Here is a 20,249-nt window from a genome sequence, read left to right as displayed (position 1 = left end):
ATGGAAAACCTGGACACCGACAAAGTCATCCTGGGTGGCACTCCGGTCGATCTGATGGATCCCGAGCCGGCCTTGGAACTCATTCTGGCCCGCGCCGGACAGCGTGGCTTGCCGCCCCTCGGCGTTGCCTCCGTCAACCTGGACCATCTGCACCATTTCGGTGCCGGCGGACGCTGGGAAGGCACGCTGCACGCCGATCCGTCCAGCACTGTCGACTGGCTCTATCTCCTCGACGGTGCACCGCTGGTGTCACAATCCCAACGGCTGACGGGGCATCGCTGGCCGCGGCTGGCAGGCAGCGACCTCGCCTCGCCGCTGCTGGACCGGGCCGAGCAATTGGGACTCAGGGTGGGTTTTCTTGGCGGTTCCAGCGAGAACCAGCAGCTTCTGGCCCAAAAGATCGCCGAGGAGCATCCAGGCCTCCAGGTCGCGGGAATGTGGTCCCCGGACCGGGAAGAACTGGCCTCCGCCTGCGACTCGGAACGGATCGCGGCGGCCATTGCAGCCGCGGGCACCCAGATCCTCTACGTGGGCCTGGGCAAGCCACGGCAGGAACTCTGGATCGACCACTATGCCGCCCTTACCGGCGCCGCTGTACTGCTCGCCTTCGGCGCAGCCGTGGACTTCCTGGCCGGCAGGGTGCACCGCGCCCCCCAATGGGCCAGCGACCACGGACTGGAGTGGGGCTATCGGCTGGCCCTGGAACCCAAACGGCTCGCCAGCCGGTACCTGATCGACGGTCCGCCGGCCTACATCAAGCTGCGCACCGCATCGTGCACAGTACCCCATGCCCGGCCGGAGTCGGTGCCGTCGGCAGCTCCCGCTCCGCGGACTCCCGGCCGCTTCACCGGACCCGACGGTGCAGCGGATGCCGCCGTCGTCGTCGTGACCTTCAACAGCGCCAAAGGCGTTGGCCCCCTGCTGGCGAGCCTTCGGGAGGAGACGGCGGACCTCACGCTGCGCGTGCTGGTGGCGGACAACTCGTCCAGCGACGGCACCCTGGCACTGGTGCGCGGCGCCCACCCTGACGTGATCGCGTTCGCCACCGGAGGCAACCTCGGATACTCCGGCGGGATCAATGCCGCCATGCGGCGGGCCGGGGACAGCGCCACCGTGGTTGTTCTCAACCCCGACGTCACCGTGGAACGCGGAAGCCTGAAAACCATGATGCACCGGTTGCGTTCCTCCCGGGCCGGGGCGGTCGTTCCGCGTCTCCTGGACGACAACGGCGCAACGAGCCCGTCCCTCTACCGCGAACCGAGCCTGGCCAACGCGACGGGAGACGCATTGTTCGGACGGCGGTTCCCGGACCGGCCGGGCTGGCTTGCCGGCACCGACTACAACCCGGAGAGCTACGCCCACCCGCACACCGTGCACTGGGCCACCGGGGCTGCGCTGATGGTCCGCCGCAGCCTGGCCGATTCATTGGCCTGGGACGAGTCCTACTTCCTTTATTCGGAGGAAGTCGATTTCTTCCGCGGGCTGCGGACGATGGGCGAAACCATCTGGTACGAACCGGCGGCCGCCATGACCCATGCGGGTGCCGGATCGGGCACGTCACCGAGGCTCAACGCGCTGCTGGCAGTCAACCGTGTGCGGTACATCCGCAAGTACCATTCCTCGGCCTACGCCAAGGTCTTCCACGGTGCTGTGGTCCTGTCCGAGCTGCTCAGGTGCTGGAAGCCGGACCGCCGGGGAGTGCTGCGGAGTGTTCTGGACGAGGGCAGCTGGACCGACCTGCCGGGCGCCACGAGGGAGCCCGACCCGGCGCAGTTTCCGGGCGGTTCGGTGATTATTCCGGCGCACAATGAGGCCAGCGTGATCGCCCGGACGCTCGCCCCGCTTGCCCCGCTGGCGGCGGCCGGCAAGATCGAAGTGGTGGTGGTGTGCAACGGCTGCTCGGACAACACCGCCGCGATCGCCCGCGGCTTCGAGGGCGTGACAGTGCTTGAGATCGGACGGCCCTCCAAATCCGCTGCCCTCAACGCCGGCGATGCAGCCGCCACGAAGTGGCCCAGGCTCTATCTGGATGCTGATGTGCAAATCAGCCAGCACGCTGTGCGCGACGTGTTGACGGCGCTGGAGGCCGGCGGACCCTTGGCGGCGCGCCCGGCCGTGCACTTCGACCTCCAGGACGCCCATCCGCTGATCCACTCCTATTACCGCACGCGGCTGCGCCTTCCCTCCACGCGGAACCGGCTGTGGGCCGGAGGCGTCTATGGCTTGTCGGAGCAGGGGCGCAAGCGCTTCCAGGAATTCCCGGACCTGACAGCGGACGATCTCTTCGTCGACCGGCTTTTCGAGCCGTCGGAGAAGGCTGTGCTCGACGTTGACCCCGTTGTAATCCGTCCGCCAAGGACACCCAGGGACCAGGTGGCAGTCCTGCACCGCGTCTACCGGGGCAACGCAGAACAGAACGGCGACGCCGGCCAACACAGCACTGCCCGGCAGACCCTCGCGGAGGTGCTGCGCTCTGTTCGGGGCCCGCTCTCCGCAGCCCATGCCGCGGTCTATTTGGGATTCGCTGTCGCAGGCCGGCAGGGTGCATCCGGCCCGGGTTCCGGCACCTGGGAACGCGACGACAGCAGCCGTGGACCCGCAGGGGTGCACCCAGGGACCCCCGGCAGGTAACACGGGGGTGTCCGGCGCCAAGCGAACCAAGTACTGCCCTGCTCCACGGGCAGTACCGCGGTTCCCAAGCGGGTATTCCGCGCAGCAAAGGCGGTGTTCCGCGGAAAAATGCGCGTACGCCACTCTCGTGACCGCACCGCCGGGCGGCGCGTTGAATGGAAGGGCATACCTATTTCTTTTTGACGAGCGGGAGGCCCCGGTGACCATCAGCGAAGACCGTGCGGTTAGCCACATCGGCGTGATGAGGCCATGGCTCGGGCAGGAGGAAGCGGACGCCGTCGTGCAAGTGCTTTCGTCGGGCCGCATGGTTCAGGGGCCTCGCGTGGGGCAGTTCGAAGAGGCGTTCGGCTCTGCCCAGCAGGCGCCGCACGCCGTCGCCGTGTCCAGCGGCACCGCCGCGCTCCACTTGGCGCTCAGCGTGGCCGGGGTCGAACCGCAGGACGACGTCGTGTTGCCCTCGTTCTGCTCAGCAGCGAACGCAGATGCCGTCAGTCGCCTGGGCGCCCGGACGGTCTTTGCCGATGTCGAGGCGGGAACCGGCAATGTGTCCCGGGGGACCATCGAGGAGGCAATCACGCCGGCCACCCGGGCGGTGATCGTGGCGGACCAGGGAGGGATGCCAGTTGACCTGAAACCCATCCGCGAGCTGTGTGACCCGCTCGGCGTCACGGTCATCGAGGACGCCTCCTGCGGTGTGGGTTCCACGTACCAGGGACAGCCGGTGGGAGCGGGCGCCGAACTGACCGTGTGGTCCTTTGATTCGTTTGAGGTCCTGACCACCGGCGAGGGCGGAATGCTGACCACGCGGAATGAGGGGTGGGCAAGCGCAGCCAGGCATCTTCGTGATAACGCCGGGAGCGGCGCGGGACCCGATCACCGCATGACTGACCTGCAGGCTGCCATCGGCCTGGTCCAGCTCGGGCGGCTGCAGGAAGCCGTGGCACATCGCCGGGAAATCGTGGCCAGCTACCAGTTGGCGCTCGCGCGGATCGGCGGGCTGCGGTTCATCAAGGATCCCGACTACGGCACCAGCAATTTCCAATCCTTCTGGCTTGAGGTGCTGCCGTCGTTCGCCGTTGCCCGCAACGAGCTTCTGGAGCGCTTGTCGCGCGACGGCATTACAGCCGGCACCGGGATCGCGGCGGTCCACCGGGAGCCGGCCTACAGGAACCGGGACACCGGCGACGCAGACCTCTCAGTCACGGAACGGCTGGCGGACAGGCTGGTGGTCCTGCCGGTCTACCACGAGCTGACTCCCGGCGAGCAGTCGCGTGTGCTCCGTTCCGTCCGGCTCGCCGCGGCCGGAATTCCCACCACCGTGCGGCGGGGCAAATGGAACGGCGGGTTCCGGCGGGCGGACGCCGCCAGCGCCTGACTGCCCCGGCGTCAGCGTGAACCTTCGGGTTCTTTCGACGACGTTCCGGCGCTGGTGAGCTCCCGGTCGTTGCCCGCGAGCTGGGTCAGCAGGTCCCGGATCTCGGCCAGGAGCGCTGTGTCTGCCGGGATGGGCTCCTCCTCGGGCTCCGCCGTGGCCAGCCGGCTCTTCACCAGCGAGTTGATCTTGTTCATGGGCGCCACGAAGATGAAATAGACCACGGCCGCGGTGATGAGGAAGGTCACGAAAGCGGTGATGGCACCGCCGATGTTGACGAACGTCTTGTCATTGCCGGGCCAGATGGGGAAGCCCAGGCCCTCGGTGTTGACCCCGCCAGCCGCGGCGATGATCGGGTTCACGATGTTGGTGGTGAAAGCTGTGACCAGTGCCGTGAAGGCCGTGCCGACGACGACGGCGATGGACAGTTCGATCACGTTGCCACGAAGGATGAAATCCTTGAATCCTTTGAGCATGGGTCCTCCGGTATTCGGTTCAGTCGGTGATTTAACCGAATGACAATACCAGTCCGCGCGTTCGCGCCCGCCGTCGTCACCTATGCCCCGGGCGTAGGATTTGGGGTGGACGCCAACGCTGCCGCCATCAGACTGGCACCGTATGGAAAGGCGTGACCCCCGTGAAGCTGTTTGCCGAGATGTTCACCATTGCTCCCGGCAATAAAGACCATCAGGTCGCGATCCGCTGCGCAGTGGGTGTCTTTGTTCCGCTGATCATCCTGGTCCTGGTAGGCCGTAGCGACCTGGCAATCTTCGCTTCCTTTGGCGCCTTCACCGGAATCTACGGCCGCGGGGAGATGCACCGGAAGCGGCTCTTCATCCAGATGCGCGCCGGTTCGCTCATGCTGCTCGTCATACTGCTGGCAACGCTGTCCGCCCGCGCCGGCCAGGCCCTGGGGCTTTCGGACGCCGCGAGCACCTGGACCCAGGTGGCTGCCACCACGGTGGTAGCCGGGGCGTGTTCGCTGGTGATTGCCTTGTGGCGGCATCGGCCGGCAGGCTCGTTGTTCCATATTTTTGCCTTCGCGGCCATCGCGTCGATTCCCAACCAGCCGCCGCTCTGGCAATGCATGTTTGTCGCCATCCTCACCACCGTGTTCTGCCTGTTAATCGGCATCTCCTCCCGCCTCGTGCGGAGCCGTCGGACGCCGTGGTCCATGCCCGAACCCGCCCGGCTGACGCCCGATGAAAAGCGCGCCGCCTGGCTCGAAGCCGTGGGCTACATCGTGGCTGCGGGTCTGGCCGGCACACTGGCCACCATTGTGGGCCAGCGGCTGGGCTTCGGCCACAACTACTGGGCCATGGTGGCTGCCGTTGTTCCGCTGGTGGGCCGGACCACCCGCCACCGGGTGGCGAGGGGCATCCAGAGAATCATTGGCACCGTGCTGGGCCTGGTGGTGCTGGCCGGTGTGCTGCTGCTGAATCCTGCGCCCTGGCAGATGGTGCTGGTGATCGCCGCGTGCCAGTTCGGCGCCGAGATGTTCATTGCACGCCAGTACGTCCTGGCGCAGATCTTCGTGACACCGCTGGCCCTCAGCGCCACGTTGCTGGCTGCGCCCACTGCCCCGCAGGTGCTGCTGCGGGACAGGATCGTGGAGACGGTCATCGGCGCCGCCGTCGGCATTGCCGTGGTGGTTGCCCCCGCCGTGTGGCGGCGGATGCGGGCACGGAGCGGCGCGCAGCGCCTGGCAGCGTAGCGGCTTATTCGGCGACCAGCAGGGCCTGCGGTGCGGCCTGTTTCATGCGCGTCCTGAGCCAGCGGAGCTGGAGTCCGGTGTCCCCTTCGCACCGCGATACGACGTCCAGGAGCTGTTTGTCGCGGTCGCCCTTCGCCGCCTGCCCCACCATCATCCAGGTGGCATCGATGTGGTTGACCAGCACGTACAGGTCCTGCAGGTCCAGGAGCAGGGCCAGGGGCCCGGAGCGGACTTCCCGGATTCCGTTGGCCGTCAGCCGGTGTTCCTCCTCGCCTTCGGTTTCCTCGCCGTAGCGTTCAATCACGGGCCTCAGCGCCTCGCGGTGGGCGTCGCACTGCTTGGCGAGTGTTTCGAGCAGGAAGTGCACGTCGGGCTCCTCGCCGTGACCGTGCGCCACTAGGCGAAAGGAGTTTGCCAGGGTGGCTTCATGGCTTCAGCTTCCCGCCGCGGTGCCGGGTGCTAGGAAGGCCCGACGGCGGTCCGCTTACCCGCCGCTGCGGTGACCGTCTGCGGGACCAGGACGAGGGCTGCAACGGCGAGAACGGCCGCGCCGGCAAAGACGTAGAAGCCCCAGGGGTAAGCGATTCCGGCCGCAACGAGGGTGCCGGTCACGGCCGGACCGAGGATGGCCCCCAGGCGTCCGACGCCGGCGGCGAAGCCCAGCGCGGTGCCGCGCAGCCGCGGCGGGAACAGCTGGCTCACCCAGGCGTACACCAGCACCTGTGAGCTGAAGACGAAGACCCCGGTGACGAAGACGGCCGCGTTCAGGAGCAGCTCGTTCTGGATTTTCACGCTGAGTACTGCCAGGAACACGGCGGAGAGTCCGAACCAGAGAAGCACGATCTTCTTGGTTCCGTGCTTGTCCGCCAGGATACCGGCCACGACCAGGCCGGCCACGGCGCCCACGTTCAGGACCAGCAGGAGGGAGAGCCCGGCGCTGAGCGTGTAGCCGGCGGACGACATGAGCTGCGGCAGCCAGGTATTCAGTCCGTACACCAGCAGCAGGCCCATGAACGAGGCCACGGCAACACCGGCGGCCACCAGCGGGTACGGTTTCCGCCCGAGGTCCTTGAAGCTGGCGCGGTCTTCCACGGCAGGAGCGGGTTCTTTTGCGGCAGCCTTGCCGGGTGCCGGAAGGGAGATGACGGCGGGCAGCGTTTCCGGCAGCTTAAACCACAGGAACGGGACCAGCACGAAGCCCGCAAGGCCGCCGACCACGAACATGATGCGCCAGTCCGGGATGACCATGAGCGCCAGGAAGGCGGTGGCCACTGCGCCTGCGTGGTAGCCGGTCATGGTCCGGGTGGTGGACTTGCCGGCGGATCCTGCGGGGGCGTAATCGTTCATGTAGGCCAAAGCGGCGGGAAGGCAGGCGCCCAGCCCCAGGCCGGCCAGCAGCCTGAAGGCGCTGAAGACTGCCACGTTGGGGGCAAAGACCACGGCAATGGTGAAGATGGAGAACCACGTAACGCAGGCAACCAGCAGGTTCCGCCGGCCGAACCGGTCGGAAAGCGGCGCAATGAACAGTGCTCCGAGGCCCACGCCCACTAGGGAGATGGTCGCAGCAAAGGTGGCGCCCACGGCGTCGAAGCCAAGGTCGTGGGTCTTGATGAGCGTGGGGATGACGGTGCCAAGCACCACCAGGTCAAAGCCGTCCAGGACCATGGCCAGCCAGCAGAGCCAGACGGGCCAGCGTGATTTGTTTTCCAACGACGTCGTTGACATTGCTACCTCAAAAGTTGATTAGTGCGCTCTGTTTCCGTGTGAAACAAGCCGGGACCAAGGTTCCCCGCCCTGAGATTTGTACCACTGGGCAGTGTTATGTGGGACACTTCGAACCATTCAATGGAAGGGGAAGTGTGGCCAACTCGGTTTCCGGGGACTCTGTGGTGGACCGCGTGGTCCGCGTCATTGCCGCTTTTCCGGAGGGTGTGAACGTGCTTCCGCTTTCGGAACTCGCCGCGCGGGCGGGGCTTCCGCTCACTACGGCCCACCGGCTGGTGCGCCAGCTGGCCGGACACGGGCTGCTCGACGTCGGCGCCGGCGGTTCGGTGCAACTGGGGCTGCGGCTCTGGGAGCTCGTTAACCGCAATTCGCCCACACTGGAACTGCGCCAGGCCGCCATGCCGTTCATGGAGGACATACAGCAGGTGCTCAATCAGAACGTGAACCTTGCGGTGCTGGACGGCTGGGAGGCACTTTTCGTCGAGCGGCTTTCCCGGCGCGGCTCGGTGGCGAACCGGGCGCAGGTCGCCGGCCGCATGCCCGTGCACGTGTCCTCGGCCGGGCTGGTCCTGATGGCCAACCAGCCGCACGCGGTCCAGGCGGACTACCTTGCGGGTTTCTCGGATCCTGCCGGCAGGTTGACGGTGGAAGAACTGCGCATCCAGCTAGGCGAAGCTGCACACCAGGGGTACGCCCAGCTGGCCGGCGTGGTGGACCCGGACACCTGGGGCATTGCCGTTCCGGTGATGGACCGGAGAAAGCGGACGGTGGCTGCGATCGGCGTCGTGGTTCCCTTGCGCGAGGTGCGCCTGCAGGCGCTGGTCCCGGCCCTGCAGACAGCCGCCCGCGGCATCGGCCGCCGTCTCGCTGAATCGGAGGGCCCTGCAGAGCTGCGGGACTAGACCCGGATTCCATTCAACGGAATCACCGTAACGCGGATCACGCATCGGGGCGCACACTGTTTCCAGACGATCCAACAGGCCCCGGGCACTCCCGCCGGGCCCCGCAACGAAGCGAGGAAACACCATGGCAGCCCGCAAAGTCATCACCACCCAGGTAGCCATCCTGGGCGCAGGCCCGGCAGGCCTGATGCTCTCGCATCTGCTCGCTAAGTCCGGCATAGAATCCACCGTCATCGAAATCCGGAGCCGCCAGGAAATCCAGGAGACAGTCCGCGCCGGCATCCTGGAGCACGGCACCGTGAAGATGCTGGTGGACAGCGGCGTCTCGGACCGCGTGCTGCGTGACGGCGACCGGCACGACGGCATTGAGCTGCGCTTCAACGGCGAGAGCCACCGGATCGACTTCCAGGACCTGGTGGGGGAGTCGGTGTGGCTCTACCCGCAGACTGACGTGTTCATGGACCTTGCCGCTCGCCGCGAGGCCGACGGCGGAGACGTCCGCTACAGCGTTTCAGACACCACCATCCACGACATCGAAGGATCCCCAAAGGTCTGGTTCACGGACGCCGACGGTGTGGAGTATGAGCTGCGGGCCGATTTCATCACCGGCGCGGACGGTTCCCGCAGCCACTGCCGCTTCCAGATCCCGGAGGCCGACCGCAAGTGGTACTTCCACGAGTACCCCTTCGCCTGGTTCGGGATCCTGGCCGAGGCACCCCGCAGCTCCGATGAGCTGATCTACGCCAACTCGGACAACGGCTTCGCCCTGATCAGCCAGCGGACCGAAACCGTTCAGCGCATGTATTTCCAGTGCGATCCCAACGAGGATGTGAACAACTGGAGTGAGGACCGCATCTGGGACGCCTTCCGCAGCCGGGTCAACGGCAACGGCTTCGAGCTCAAGGAAGGGCCGGTCATCGACAAGATGGTGCTGAAGTTCCGCAGCTTCGTCCACGCCCCCATGCGCCACGGCAAGCTCTTCCTGGCCGGCGACGCCGCCCACACCGTCCCGCCCACCGGCGCCAAGGGCCTGAACCTGGCCATCCACGACGTCAAGGTCCTCTTCGAAGGGCTGGAAAGCTACTACAAGGACGGTTCCACGGTGTTGTTGGACGCTTACAGCGACCGCGCCCTGGAACGGGTCTGGAAGGCACAGCAGTTCTCCTACTGGATGACCTCGATGCTGCACACGCCGGCGGATGCGGACGATTTCTCCCGGGCCCGGCAGCTGGGTGAGCTCAACTCAGTGGTCTCCTCCCGCCACGGCAGGGCCTATCTGGCGGAGGCCTACACCGGCTGGCCCGGGGCCCGCTAAGCGGGCCCGGGACGCAGCCCCGGTCGTAGACTCGGGGAATGCACGGCATAACAATCGTGGGCGGGGGCATCGCCGGCCTGGCCCTCGCCGCGACGCTCGACCCGGGTCGCTTCCACGTCACGGTTCACGAGCAGCGGAACACGCTGCCGACAGTGGAAACGTCCCTGGCCATGTGGCCGGAGGCCCGGCAGGCGCTCGAAACCGTGGGGATCCTGCCGGAGATTCGGGCGGCAGGCTCCCCCTTTGACGCCATGGCATTGCGGGACGTGTCCGGGAAGGTGTGGTTCCGGGCCGAGGTTTCAGGCGTGATCGGTGTTTCACGTGCTGACCTGCTTCGGCTCCTGGACTCTGCTGTGCCGGACTCCGTCAACCGGGTGTTTACGGCTGTGACCTCGCTCCCCGACTCCGGGCTCCTGGTGGGCGCCGACGGCGTCCATAGTGAGGTCCGCCGGCAACGGTGGGGTTCGCGGTCCCGGGAGCGGCTCAGTCCCTACCTCGCCTTGCGCGGGATCATCGATGAACCCGTTGCGGGGGATGCGGGCGGCGAGTACTGGGGCCGTGGCGAATTGTTCGGGATCGCTCCGGCCTCCCGGCAACGGACCTACTGGTATGCCTCCTACCGCTCGGACCTGGGGCCCGGCGGCATCGATATTGCCGCGGCACTGGATCTCACCCGCCGGCGCTTTACGGGAAAGGCTCCGGGAATCGTCCGCGTTCTCGCCGCGGCCACCCCCGAACGGACGCTCGCCCAGCGGATCTGGACCGTGCCCGCCCTGCGCAGGTACGCGCGCGGGGGCTCCGCGCTGGTGGGAGACGCGGCGCACGGCATGACACCCAACCTTGGGCGCGGGGCCTGCGAGGCCCTGGTTGATTCGGTTACCCTCGCCGGGCTGCTCAACTCGCGGCCGCTTCCGGAGGCGCTCGCGGCGTACAACAAACGGCGCGTGCTGCGCAGCCAGGCCTTACGGGTGGCGTCCTCCGCCATGACCCGGCTGGTGCTGGCCGAATCGGCCCAGCCGTTCCGGGACAGGATCCTTAGTGTGGCCGGGCGGCTGAACCGCTCCACGTAGCGGGCGCCGGCCGCCTGGTTGCGCACCGCCGTCGGGCGCGGTCTTTTGGGTTGGGCTTAAGGCACCGGACTCGGCGCGGACGCCTTGGCGTCCGCCATCTGCACAACGGGCGATGCCGCTGGAGTAGCAGTTCCGGCAGTAGCGCCGGGTCCGCCGCGTTTACCGCCCTTCGAGCCTCGGCGCTTGCCGGACCGACCGCCCGACCTTCCATAGACGAGGTACATCGTCAGGCCGGTGATGACCATCAGCAGCACCGTGTACACAAAGGTGTTGGAAACACCGTCCACGCCTTCTGCGCCGTCCGTGTTGGCCTTGATGACAAGGCCCAGCGGCTGGACCAGCGGATGGGCCAGGAAGATGGCGGTGTCGTAGTCGTCCAGCATGCTGTTGAAGTTGAGGGCGGCGATGGCGGCCGCGGCGGGAAGGACCAGCGGCAGCAGGATGCGCCGGAAAACGTAAAGAGTTCTTGCCCCCATGATGGTTGCCGCCTCCTCCAGCGACGAATTCACCGACGCAAACGACGCCTTGAGCATCCTCAGCGTGAAGGGGATCTTCACCGTGACAAACGCGATCAGGAGGATGACGGTGGTCCCGGTAAGGACGGCGCCGCCCACCAGCGGACTCGGGTGGTCGTAGCTGATGATCAACCCCAGGGCCAGCAAGGCCGACGGCAGGATCCACGGGATGTGCAACAGGTACTCGAACATGGCCGTTACCCAGTTCTTGTGTTTCTGCAGGATCCGCGCCACGAAGAGCAGGCCGCCCACGGCGATGACCGCAGCAAGCGCGCTGTAAACAACGCTGATGACAAATGGCCTCAGGCCGGAGGGCTGGGTCAGCACGCGCACATAATTGTCGAAAGTGAGGCTGCCCGGTGAGAGCTGTCCGGTCTGGATGGCGGCACCGTCTGCGAAGGAGAACAGCACAATCAGGACCACGGGCAGGGTGTATACCGCAAACAGCAGGTACGCGGCCGCGTGGACGGCAATGTTGGCTGCCGGGTTGGAGATTTTTTGCTTCTGGAGCGCCGAGGAAACCTTGGATACGGAAAAGTAGGTGCCGCCCTTTTCCAAGCGCGACATGACCGCGAGCATCAGGATGGTGGCCGCGCCGAGGATGACGGCGAGCAGTGCCGCGAGGTCACGGGACGTGGGGCTGTTCATGAACGTGAGGATCATCGGGGTGATGGTCTGGAAGTCGCGTCCGCCCAGGACCTGGGGCGCGCTGAGTGCTCCCAGGCCGGTCAGGAAGGACAGGATGGTGACGGCGAAGAGCGTGGGCTTCAGCATCGGCAGCACGATGCGGCGAAGGATGGTCCACGTTGAGGCGCCAAGGTTTCTGGCCGCTTCGATGGTCTGGTAGTCAACGCCTTTGAGGGCGTTCGCGACGAACAGCATGTGGTTGGTGGTGGTGGCGAAGGTCATCACCGCCAACACGGCGAAGAATCCCGAAAACCAGCCCGGATCCATCCCGGGAAAGATGTTCAGCAGGAATGCCGTGACGATTCCCTTGTCGCCGTAAATGAATTTGTAGCCCGCCGCCAGTACGATGCCGCCGTAGATGAACGTGGTGGCGTAGCCCAGGAAGAGGATCCTGGCACCGCGGATCCTGAAGTAATGGGTGACCAGGACGATGAAGATGCCCACAACGTTCACCGTGATGGAGAGTGCCACTGCCAGCAGGAAGCTGTTGCCCAGGGATTTCATGGCGCGCTGCGAGGAAAAAAGCTTCTCGGCCGCCCGGCCTGAAAAGTTTCCTTCGGGGAAGAAGGTTTCGATCAGGACGTTCGCGTTGGGCCAGACGAGGAACGCCGCGATGAACCATGTCAGCACCGTTCCCACGATGATGATGAACGGGGAGCGGAGCATGCTTCCGGCCGAGGTGGCGCTGCTCATCGGAGGGACGCTGCCTGATCCTGCGCTGCCTGGTCCTGCGCTGCCTGATCGTGACCGGCCAGCGCGGCGCCGGTATCGGGGTGGTACTGCAGCACGTGGCCCGGTTGAACATACACAGTGGTTTGCGCCCCCGTCTCGGGATGCACCCCGCCGTCCTCCTTGACCAGCAGCCGGATGTCGGCGCCGTGGCTCCGCACCACGTAGCGGCTGTGGAGCCCGTGATACGTACGGGACACCACCTTTCCGGAAAGCCCGACGGCGGTGCTGCCGGCTGCTGAACCTCCGGCTCCGGGCGGCGTCAACGACGCTTTTTCCACCCGCAGGTAGGAATTCGCTGCCGTGCCGAGCCCGGCGCCCGAGAGCCGGTTCAGTTCAGCGATGAACTCCGCCGTCAGGGCGGAGCTGTCGCCGATAAAATTGCACACGAATTCGGTGGCCGACCGGTCGTAGATGTCCTGCGGGGTGCCCACCTGCTCCACCACCCCCTTGTTGAAGACGGCCACGCGGTCGCTCATGGCCAGGGCCTCGTCCTGGTCATGCGTCACATACACAGTGGTGATGCCGAACTCGCTCTGCAGGTCCTTAAGCTGTTGCCGCAGCTGGTGGCGCAGTTTGGCGTCGAGATTGGACAGCGGTTCGTCGAGGAGCAGGATCTTGGGGCGAAGCACCAGGGCGCGGGCAACGGCCACCCGCTGCTGCTGGCCCCCCGAAAGCTCCGCCACGTTCTTGTCCAGCTGTTCATCGCTGAGCTCCACCCGGCGCGCGATGTCGCGCACCAGGCGGTCGCTCTCGGCGGACTTTTCCTTCCGCACACGCAGGCCGAACGCGATGTTTTCCCACACGCTCATGCTCGGGAACAGGGCGTAATTCTGGAAGACCATCCCCACCTGGCGCTTGTCGCTCGCCAGGCGCGTGACGTTCTTGCCGTCCACATGGACCGTCCCCGCGGACGGCTCAATGAAGCCTGCCAACGTCCGAAGTGCCGTCGTTTTGCCGCACCCCGACGGGCCCAGCAGCGTGAAGAATTCACCGGGCCGGACGTGGAGGTCCAGGTGCGGGATGGCAATGAAGTCGCCGAAGGCAACTTCGATGTTGTCCAAGCGGATCATGGGAAACCTGTCTTGTGGGACTGCAGAAAGTGGGTAGGGCAGGGTTACGTCATGTACTCGAGCTCGATCTTTTCCACCCACGAGCCCATGTTTTCCTGGACGAAGTTCCAGTCAATGTCCTGCTGCTTGAGTCCGTTGAAGAACTCCACCACCTCCGGCTTGGCCTTGGCGGCGGCGCTCTTGTTCACCGGCATGGAGTTGAACTGCTGTGCGAACTCACCCTGGACGTCGGCACTGCCGAACCAGTCGATGAACTTTTGGGCCTGCTCTTTCTTGTCGGTGCCCTTCACCAGGGCGACCTGCTCCACCGCGAGGGGGATGCCTACGGACGGCACCACCGTTTCGACGTTCACCTTGAAGGACTTCTCGCGTTCCGCCACGATGGACGACGGCATCTGCCCCATGTCCACGTCGCCTGATGCGATACGGGCGAAGAGATCGGTTTTCGCTACGGCGGGGCTGCCGTTCTTGAAGTATTGCTCCACCTGCTTCCAGCCTTCATCGGAGATGCCCAGGTCGCCGGAATCGTCCTTGTAGCGGGAGAGAATACCGGCGAATACCAGCTGTGCCGTGGCGGTTCCCAGTCCGGTGACCCGCTCGTAGCGTGTTTTGAACTCGTCTTTGGACCATAGGTCCGTCCAATCCTTGGGTGCCTGCTCCGGGGTGAACTTGTCCGAGTTGTAGCCGAGCAGGATGGCCTGCTTGACCAGCGGCCAGTAGGCCTTGTCGTCGTCGCTGTCTGCGAGCGAGGAATCCACTTCGCCCGCCCACGCAGGCTCATAGGCCTCGATCGCACCGGCTGCTTTGACCTGGGCGAAGTACATGTTGTTGAGGCCGAAGGCAACGTCCGCAATGGGGTTGTTCTTCTCGGCGATCAGTTTGTTGGTCGCGTCTGCGCCGCCGGCGCCCACAATCTCAATCTTGAAGCCGGCGTCCGCTGCCTTTTTGGTCAGCCACTCCCCGCGGCCCTCTCCGTTGGAGTTGGTGTACACCACCAGGGTGTCGCCCGAGGCCCCGGCGGCGGAGGAATTTCCGGAGGTTTCGGGGGCTGCGGTGCCGGCACCGCAGCCGGCTAGAAGGGTGACGGCGACAGCGGCGGCAACCATTGTTTTGAGTTTGTGCACGATTGGGACCCATTTCTGAACTGGAACCGGAGCATTGTCCGGCAAGCCTATAGCGGCTAACGCCGATTCGGGCCGTTTATAGCTATCGATTCGATAAACTACCCGGCCCCGGCGTTCGAGTCTTGTCCAGGCACCTCAACAGCGTTCGCCCGTGGCTTTAACGCATCGTGAACTTCCGGGGTACCCCGGAATGGTCAGTCCTGTTCGAGGGTCTCGGTCAGGTGGTGGGTGGGAATGCGGTCGCGGTCGTAGGTGATCTCGGTATAGCCGTGGGGTTCGGGCTTGCCGAGCGGGCTGAGGTTCACGAACACGATTTCCTCGATGGTGAGGATGCTCTGCCGTGTGATCATGTTCCGCACTTCGGCGCGCATGGTCAGCGATGTCCGGCCGAAGCGCGTGGCGGTCAGCCCCATCTCGATGAGGTCTCCCTGTACCGCGGAGCTGACGAAGTTGATTTCGGAAATGTACTTGGTGACTGCCCGGCCGTTGCCGAGCTGCAGGATGGCGTAGATGGCCGCTTCCTCGTCGATCCATTTCAGCAGGCTCCCGCCGAACAGCGTGCCGTTCGCATTGAGGTCTTCAGGTCGCACCCATTTGCGCGTGCGGAAGGTAATGTCTGCCGATTCCATAAGGCGAGATTAGCCGACGGCGGTCCGCCTGCCGCAGTGTGACGGTCTGCCAGGTGGCGACGGCGGCAGGCGCTGCCGTCGTCAGGCCATGGCAGTGTGGGCGGCGCTGTGGGAATCAATCTTCTTGGCGTAGCAGTAGGAGTGCTCAACGCCGATGTAGGGGCCGAAGTTCGGTACTTCATCAAAGCCACAGCTCTGGTAGAAGTTCCTGCCATCCGGCTGGGCGGAGCCGGCTTCGGCGGTGATGGAGGTGACGCCCATGCCGTAGGCGTGCGCCTCCAGTGCTGCGAGGATGGAGCTCGCCACCCCCGAACCGCGGGTGTAGGGCAGTACGTACAGCCGCTTGATTTCCGCCGTCGTGGAGTCCAGCATCCTCAGCCCGCCGCATCCTACGGGCTGGCCGGAGCTCTTCTCATAGGCCACCAGGAACACGGCGGTATCCGCTTCCGACGGCGGCGGGCCGGGTTCGTGGTCCTTCGTGCCGAAGCGGGCGTCCAGTTCCGCCTGCTGTGCCGCACGCAGGTCGGCGCCCACGGGGTTGGCCCAAGTGACCTGCCTGATGTTGAGACGGGGGTTGGTCTGCATCACTGCCTCGATTCGCCGAAGGGTTATGCAAAATAAGCCTAAGAGGGGGCCGTTTCCGCGGTGTTTCCTGCGGGTAAGCGTCCGGAGAACAGGGTGTCGGGCCTTCCGGATTTATCAAGCCCGTCTAGATATCAGATCGGCTAGTATTACTCAATGGCTTTGAACAGCAGTGCCGGATCCGGCTATTGGTACGGCGCCGACGGGCAGTTCGACCATGGCGCGGCCGTATTGCAGTCCCTGCGTGACTATCGCAATGCCGAAGTGGCAACGCGCCGGGCGACCAGGGATTCGATGGGCATGGGGGAGACGGACATCCTCGCCCTGCGCTACCTCCTGCGGGCGCGCGCCTCGAACAGGGCCGTTGTTCCCAAGGACCTCAGTACTTTCCTTGGCATTACCAGCGCCTCCACCACTTCACTGATAGACCGTCTGGTGGGCAGTGGGCACGTGCGACGCGAACCGCACCCCACGGACAGGCGATCGTTGATCGTAGTGCCGACTGTCGAATCCGATACGGAGGTGCGGGCCACTCTCGGAGCCATGCACCGCCGGATGATGGCGGTGGCGGAAGAACTGACAGCGGAGGAGGCCGGCGTCGTCATCGCTTTTCTCCAGCGCATGCGCGAGGCGATTGAACCGGAAGACGGCAGCAATCCCTGATAGGTAGTTAGACAAGCTAGTTATATTGACTACTTATATGTATGCTTACTATTAATGGGGGTTGACCGTTGATAGTTTGGCGCTTGGCATAGGGAGTTGGGTTCGCTTGGTTACGTTCACACGATTTGACGGACCGGGCCAGCGGACGGAAATGACTACGGGGCCAGCAGCCACCATGACCGAGCCGGCCCGTATCTCGGACGGGTCCGGCCCGGCGGGATACCCGCCCAAGCACTGCGGCGTGGCCATGGAATGGTCCACGCCGGCCGCGCAGACCATGTCGGCCTACTCCTACTCCTACGATGCCGGCGAAGCCCTGGCCGACCTGCCCGAAGTGTGGCGGTGCCGATGCGGCTTCCAGCTCGACTCCTGGGTAAACGCGGCAGCCGCCGCCAGCCTTCTGGCCGATATCCGCATGTCATGACCGGCGACTGCGGCTGCCAGCCTCCCGAAATATGGGATGCCGGTTCGGACACACGCTATCTGCTGCATGAACGGGTAGGCATCGGTGCCACCGCCCAGGTGTTCCGCGGTACCGACCACCGTGACGGCCGTCCCGTCGCCATTAAGGTGGCTGCACTGGCGGACAAACGGAATGGCGAACGTTTCGCCGCTGAGGCTGTCCTGATGGAGGGATTGCGCCATCCGGCGCTCGTGAAATTTGTTGACAAGGGCACCGGGGCAGCGGATTCCCGCTGGGCAGGCCGCCCCTTCCTGGTTCAGGAACTGGTGTACGGCAGCAGCCTTGCGGAAACAATCCGCTGGGGGCCGGTGCCCGGGAGCGAGGTAGCTCCTTGGGCGGTGGGCCTCCTGTCCGGACTTCGGCACCTGCATGCGCGCGGGATCGTGCACCGTGACATCAAGCCGGCGAACCTGCTGCTGAGCCGCCTGCGCAAGTGCCCTGTCCGGATCATCGACTTCGGCATCGCTGCACCTGCCGGAACCGAGCCGGAGCCCGGGACGTCTTCCGGCACCGTTCAGTACATGAGTCCGGAGCAGGCCAACGGCGAGACAGTCCGGCCGGCTGACGACATTTATGCCTTGGGGCTGGTGCTGCTCGAATGCCTGACGGGAGTCAAGGCCTTTCCCGGGACGGCCGTCGAGTCCCTGGTCGCAAGGACGCTGAGGAGCCCCGGCATACCGCAGCACCTCGGTCCACAATGGGCGTCGCTGCTGGGATCGATGACAGCCAGGCATGCGGCGGAGCGCCCCACAGCACTGGAGGCCACGGCAGAGGCCGCGATGCTCCTGCAGCGCCCGAATCCCCTGCGCCGACGGGTGGAGGCGCGCTCGGGGAGCTACTGCTAGGCCGGTCCCCCGGTGGGGTCTTCCGCGGTCGGATCGGCCAGGGCCAGGCCGCCCACGGGGCTGTCATCCCAGTGGATGAGCTTCCAGCCGTCGTCGGGATCGCCCTCCAGCGCCACAATGCCGGTGTTGTTCAGCACATGCTTCGCGGCAAAGTCCGGCTCAATGTTGCCTGCCCGCAGTCCTGCCCATACCCGGATGGCCGCCCCGTGGCTGACCACGGCAACGGATCCGGAATCCCCGATTCCGTTTGCCCGCTCCGCCAATGCGGCGATCGCGGCGTCATAGCGGTCGAAGAAGTCCCGGCCGCTGGGACCTGCAGGCATCCGGCGGTCCAGGTCGCCGTCGGCCCAGGAGAATATGGTGCCCAGGTACCGCTTGTGCGATTCGTGGTCCGTCAGCTTTTCGAGCGCACCGGCTTCGATCTCGTGGATGCCCTCAATCACCTCAGTGTCCAGCCCGTGGAGCCGCGCCAGCGGCGCTGCCGTGATCTGGGTCCGGACCAGGGTGGAGGCGTAGAGGGCGTGGATCCGCTCATTCGCCAGAGCGCGGGAAAGAGCCTCGGCCTGGCGTTCGCCGAGTTCCGTCAGCCCCGGTCCCGGGTGCGCGGTGTCCAGCTGCCCCAGGACGTTGCCGGGGGTCTGGCCGTGGCGAATGAGCAGGAGCCTCATTTGAGGTGGTCCACCAGCTGGTCCGCGATGCCCGTGTACTTGCCCGGTGTCAGGGCCAGCAGCCGGGCTTCGGCGTCTGCGGAGAGGCCCAGGCCCTGGACGAATTCCTGCATCCGGGCGGCATCCACGCGCTGTCCGCGGGTCAGGTCCTTGAGCCGCTCGTACGGGTTTTCCATGCCTTCGACGCCGGCGATCGCCTCGGCGCGCATGACCATCTGGATGGCCTCGCCCAGGACTTCCCAGTTGGTGTCGAGGTCTCCGGCCAGCACGTCTTCCGCGACGTCCAGGCGCTCGAGGCCCTTGACCACATTCGAGATGGCCAGCAGGGAGTGCCCGAAGGCGACGCCGATGTTGCGCTGGCTGGAGGAGTCGGTGAGGTCGCGCTGCCAGCGCGAGGTGACCAGCGTGGAGCCCAGCACGTCCAGCAGGCCGGAGGAGATCTCCAGGTTGGCTTCGGCGTTCTCAAAGCGGATCGGGTTGACCTTGTGCGGCATGGTGGAGGAACCCGTGGCGCCCGCCACCGGGATCTGCGCGAAATAGCCGATGGAGATGTAGCTCCAGATGTCGGTGCACACGTTGTGCAGGATCCGGTTGAACCGCGCGACGTCGGCGTACAGCTCCGCCTGCCAGTCGTGGCTTTCGATCTGGGTGGTCAGCGGGTTCCAGGTCAGGCCCAGGCCCTCAACGAAGGACTTCGCCACGTGCTGCCAGTCCGCGCCGGGAACGGAAGCGACGTGGGCGGCGTAGGTGCCGGTGGCGCCGTTGATTTTGCCCAGGTATTCCGTCCTGGCGATCCGGTCCAGCTGGCGGGTCAGGCGGTGCGCGATCACGGCCAGTTCCTTGCCCAGGGTGGTGGGCGTGGCCGGCTGGCCGTGCGTGCGGGAAAGCATGGGCACGCTGCGGTTGTCATCAGCCATCCTGCTGATCTGGGCCACCAGCGCCTTGGCGGCGGGCAGCCACACGTCCTCCACGGCGCCCTTGACGCCCAGCGCGTAGGAGAGGTTGTTGATGTCTTCCGAGGTGCAGCCGAAGTGCACCATGGCGGTAAGCCGCTCAATGCCGATGGCCGGCAGTCTGCGGCCGATGTAGTACTCAACTGCCTTGACGTCGTGAACCGTGACGGCCTCGATGTCGGCCAGCTCGGTGACCGACGCGGAGTCGAATTCCGTGACGATGGCACGGAGCTGGTCCTGCTGTTCGGACGTCAGCGGACCGGCGCCCGGGAGGACGTTGTTGCTGGTCAGGTGGATGAGCCACTCGACTTCCACGGCCACGCGATCCCGGTTGAGGGCCGCCTCGGACAGGTAATCCACCAACGGTGCGACGGCGGACTGGTACCGGCCATCCAGCGGGCCTAGGGCGATCTTGTCCGGCGAGGCGGCAAGGGCCAGGCGTCCGGAAGGCGTACGGGTCTCAGCTGTGGCGGCAGTTTCAGGCATGTGCTGATTCTTTCACGAAGTCGCGCTGCCCCTTAAGCGCGCTGTCCGTGTGACTTCTCCCCGCGGGGCCTCAGGTTCCCGGGTGCCCTCCGTTTTCCACATA

General features: G+C 65.7%; 19 protein-coding genes. 9 read left to right on the top strand and 10 right to left on the bottom strand.

Annotated elements, in window-relative coordinates; all coding sequences use genetic code 11:
• Together ACSQ12_RS21175 and ACSQ12_RS21170 are read left to right on the top strand one after the other, a co-directional pair.
• Positions 1-2,631, top strand: coding sequence for a WecB/TagA/CpsF family glycosyltransferase (locus tag ACSQ12_RS21175; RefSeq protein ID WP_436066805.1), 2,631 nt, complete (start codon positions 1-3; stop codon positions 2,629-2,631).
• Positions 2,632-2,830: 199 nt separating this feature from the next.
• Complete coding sequence (locus ACSQ12_RS21170; RefSeq protein WP_436066804.1) at positions 2,831-4,006, top strand: DegT/DnrJ/EryC1/StrS family aminotransferase; 1,176 nt, start codon at positions 2,831-2,833, stop codon at positions 4,004-4,006.
• An 11-nt stretch (positions 4,007-4,017) separates the two neighbouring features.
• Here ACSQ12_RS21170 and mscL read toward each other — a convergent pair whose 3' ends face one another.
• The gene (gene mscL / locus ACSQ12_RS21165; protein WP_436066803.1) at positions 4,018-4,479 is read right to left on the bottom strand and encodes a large conductance mechanosensitive channel protein MscL; all 462 of its coding nucleotides are present in this window, start codon (positions 4,477-4,479) and stop codon (positions 4,018-4,020) included.
• 161 nt (positions 4,480-4,640) lie between these two features.
• On the opposite strand from mscL, the gene ACSQ12_RS21160 reads away from it, so the two are divergent.
• Positions 4,641-5,717, top strand: coding sequence for an FUSC family protein (locus ACSQ12_RS21160; RefSeq protein ID WP_436067041.1), 1,077 nt, complete (start codon positions 4,641-4,643; stop codon positions 5,715-5,717).
• Between the two features lie 4 nt (positions 5,718-5,721).
• Here ACSQ12_RS21160 and ACSQ12_RS21155 read toward each other — a convergent pair whose 3' ends face one another.
• Both ACSQ12_RS21155 and ACSQ12_RS21150 read right to left on the bottom strand, forming a co-directional pair.
• Positions 5,722-6,084 (bottom strand): hypothetical protein, encoded by a 363-nt coding sequence (locus ACSQ12_RS21155; protein ID WP_436066802.1) that lies wholly within the window; start codon positions 6,082-6,084, stop codon positions 5,722-5,724.
• A 92-nt stretch (positions 6,085-6,176) separates the two neighbouring features.
• The gene (locus ACSQ12_RS21150; protein ID WP_436066801.1) at positions 6,177-7,442 is read right to left on the bottom strand and encodes an MFS transporter; all 1,266 of its coding nucleotides are present in this window, start codon (positions 7,440-7,442) and stop codon (positions 6,177-6,179) included.
• A 134-nt stretch (positions 7,443-7,576) separates the two neighbouring features.
• On the opposite strand from ACSQ12_RS21150, the gene ACSQ12_RS21145 reads away from it, so the two are divergent.
• The 3 genes from ACSQ12_RS21145 to ACSQ12_RS21135 all read left to right on the top strand — a co-directional run bounded on the left by ACSQ12_RS21145 (position 7,577) and on the right by ACSQ12_RS21135 (position 10,729).
• On the top strand, positions 7,577-8,344 hold the full coding sequence (locus tag ACSQ12_RS21145) for an IclR family transcriptional regulator (protein WP_436066800.1): 768 nt from the start codon (positions 7,577-7,579) through the stop codon (positions 8,342-8,344).
• 124 nt (positions 8,345-8,468) lie between these two features.
• Complete coding sequence (locus ACSQ12_RS21140; RefSeq protein WP_436066799.1) at positions 8,469-9,659, top strand: 4-hydroxybenzoate 3-monooxygenase; 1,191 nt, start codon at positions 8,469-8,471, stop codon at positions 9,657-9,659.
• A gap of 38 nt (positions 9,660-9,697) precedes the next feature.
• Positions 9,698-10,729, top strand: a complete 1,032-nt coding sequence (locus tag ACSQ12_RS21135; protein ID WP_436066798.1) for an FAD-dependent monooxygenase — start codon at positions 9,698-9,700, stop codon at positions 10,727-10,729.
• A 56-nt stretch (positions 10,730-10,785) separates the two neighbouring features.
• On the opposite strand, the gene ACSQ12_RS21130 is transcribed toward ACSQ12_RS21135, so the two are convergent.
• The 5 genes from ACSQ12_RS21130 to ACSQ12_RS21110 all read right to left on the bottom strand — a co-directional run bounded on the left by ACSQ12_RS21130 (position 10,786) and on the right by ACSQ12_RS21110 (position 16,071).
• Positions 10,786-12,624 carry an ABC transporter permease gene (locus ACSQ12_RS21130; protein WP_436066797.1) on the bottom strand — a complete coding sequence of 613 codons (1,839 nt, stop codon included), beginning with the start codon at positions 12,622-12,624 and terminating at the stop codon, positions 10,786-10,788.
• Positions 12,621-13,733 (bottom strand): ABC transporter ATP-binding protein, encoded by a 1,113-nt coding sequence (locus ACSQ12_RS21125; protein ID WP_436066796.1) that lies wholly within the window; start codon positions 13,731-13,733, stop codon positions 12,621-12,623. The genes ACSQ12_RS21130 and ACSQ12_RS21125 overlap by 4 nt, the downstream gene beginning before the upstream one ends.
• Positions 13,734-13,777: 44 nt before the next feature.
• Positions 13,778-14,839 carry an extracellular solute-binding protein gene (locus ACSQ12_RS21120; protein ID WP_436067040.1) on the bottom strand — a complete coding sequence of 354 codons (1,062 nt, stop codon included), beginning with the start codon at positions 14,837-14,839 and terminating at the stop codon, positions 13,778-13,780.
• A 212-nt stretch (positions 14,840-15,051) separates the two neighbouring features.
• The gene (locus tag ACSQ12_RS21115) at positions 15,052-15,486 is read right to left on the bottom strand and encodes an acyl-CoA thioesterase (RefSeq protein WP_436066795.1); all 435 of its coding nucleotides are present in this window, start codon (positions 15,484-15,486) and stop codon (positions 15,052-15,054) included.
• 81 nt (positions 15,487-15,567) lie between these two features.
• Positions 15,568-16,071, bottom strand: a complete 504-nt coding sequence (locus tag ACSQ12_RS21110; protein ID WP_209741905.1) for a GNAT family N-acetyltransferase — start codon at positions 16,069-16,071, stop codon at positions 15,568-15,570.
• A 153-nt stretch (positions 16,072-16,224) separates the two neighbouring features.
• Between ACSQ12_RS21110 and ACSQ12_RS21105 the strand changes: the two genes are divergently transcribed.
• The 3 genes from ACSQ12_RS21105 (at position 16,225) to ACSQ12_RS21095 (ending at position 18,039) form a co-directional block, all read left to right on the top strand.
• The gene (locus ACSQ12_RS21105; RefSeq protein ID WP_209741906.1) at positions 16,225-16,731 is read left to right on the top strand and encodes a MarR family winged helix-turn-helix transcriptional regulator; all 507 of its coding nucleotides are present in this window, start codon (positions 16,225-16,227) and stop codon (positions 16,729-16,731) included.
• Positions 16,732-16,882: 151 nt separating this feature from the next.
• Entirely contained in the window at positions 16,883-17,155 is a 273-nt protein-coding gene (locus ACSQ12_RS21100) for a hypothetical protein (protein WP_436066794.1), read from the top strand.
• Entirely contained in the window at positions 17,152-18,039 is an 888-nt protein-coding gene (locus ACSQ12_RS21095) for a serine/threonine-protein kinase (protein ID WP_436066793.1), read from the top strand. The genes ACSQ12_RS21100 and ACSQ12_RS21095 overlap by 4 nt, the downstream gene beginning before the upstream one ends.
• Here the strand turns inward: ACSQ12_RS21095 and ACSQ12_RS21090 are convergent.
• Together ACSQ12_RS21090 and purB are read right to left on the bottom strand one after the other, a co-directional pair.
• Positions 18,036-18,707: a histidine phosphatase family protein gene (locus tag ACSQ12_RS21090; protein ID WP_436066792.1), complete on the bottom strand. Its 672-nt coding sequence runs from the start codon at positions 18,705-18,707 to the stop codon at positions 18,036-18,038. The genes ACSQ12_RS21095 and ACSQ12_RS21090 overlap by 4 nt on opposite strands.
• Positions 18,704-20,146 (bottom strand): adenylosuccinate lyase, encoded by a 1,443-nt coding sequence (gene purB / locus ACSQ12_RS21085; protein WP_436066791.1) that lies wholly within the window; start codon positions 20,144-20,146, stop codon positions 18,704-18,706. The genes ACSQ12_RS21090 and purB overlap by 4 nt, the downstream gene beginning before the upstream one ends.
• Between the last annotated feature and the right edge of the window lie 103 nt (positions 20,147-20,249).

Source organism: Arthrobacter sp. LjRoot14, from assembly GCF_964253905.1.
GTDB lineage: Bacteria > Actinomycetota > Actinomycetes > Actinomycetales > Micrococcaceae > Arthrobacter.
Note: the sequence above shows the minus strand (reverse complement) of the source record. Positions and strands in the feature narration are given on the sequence as shown.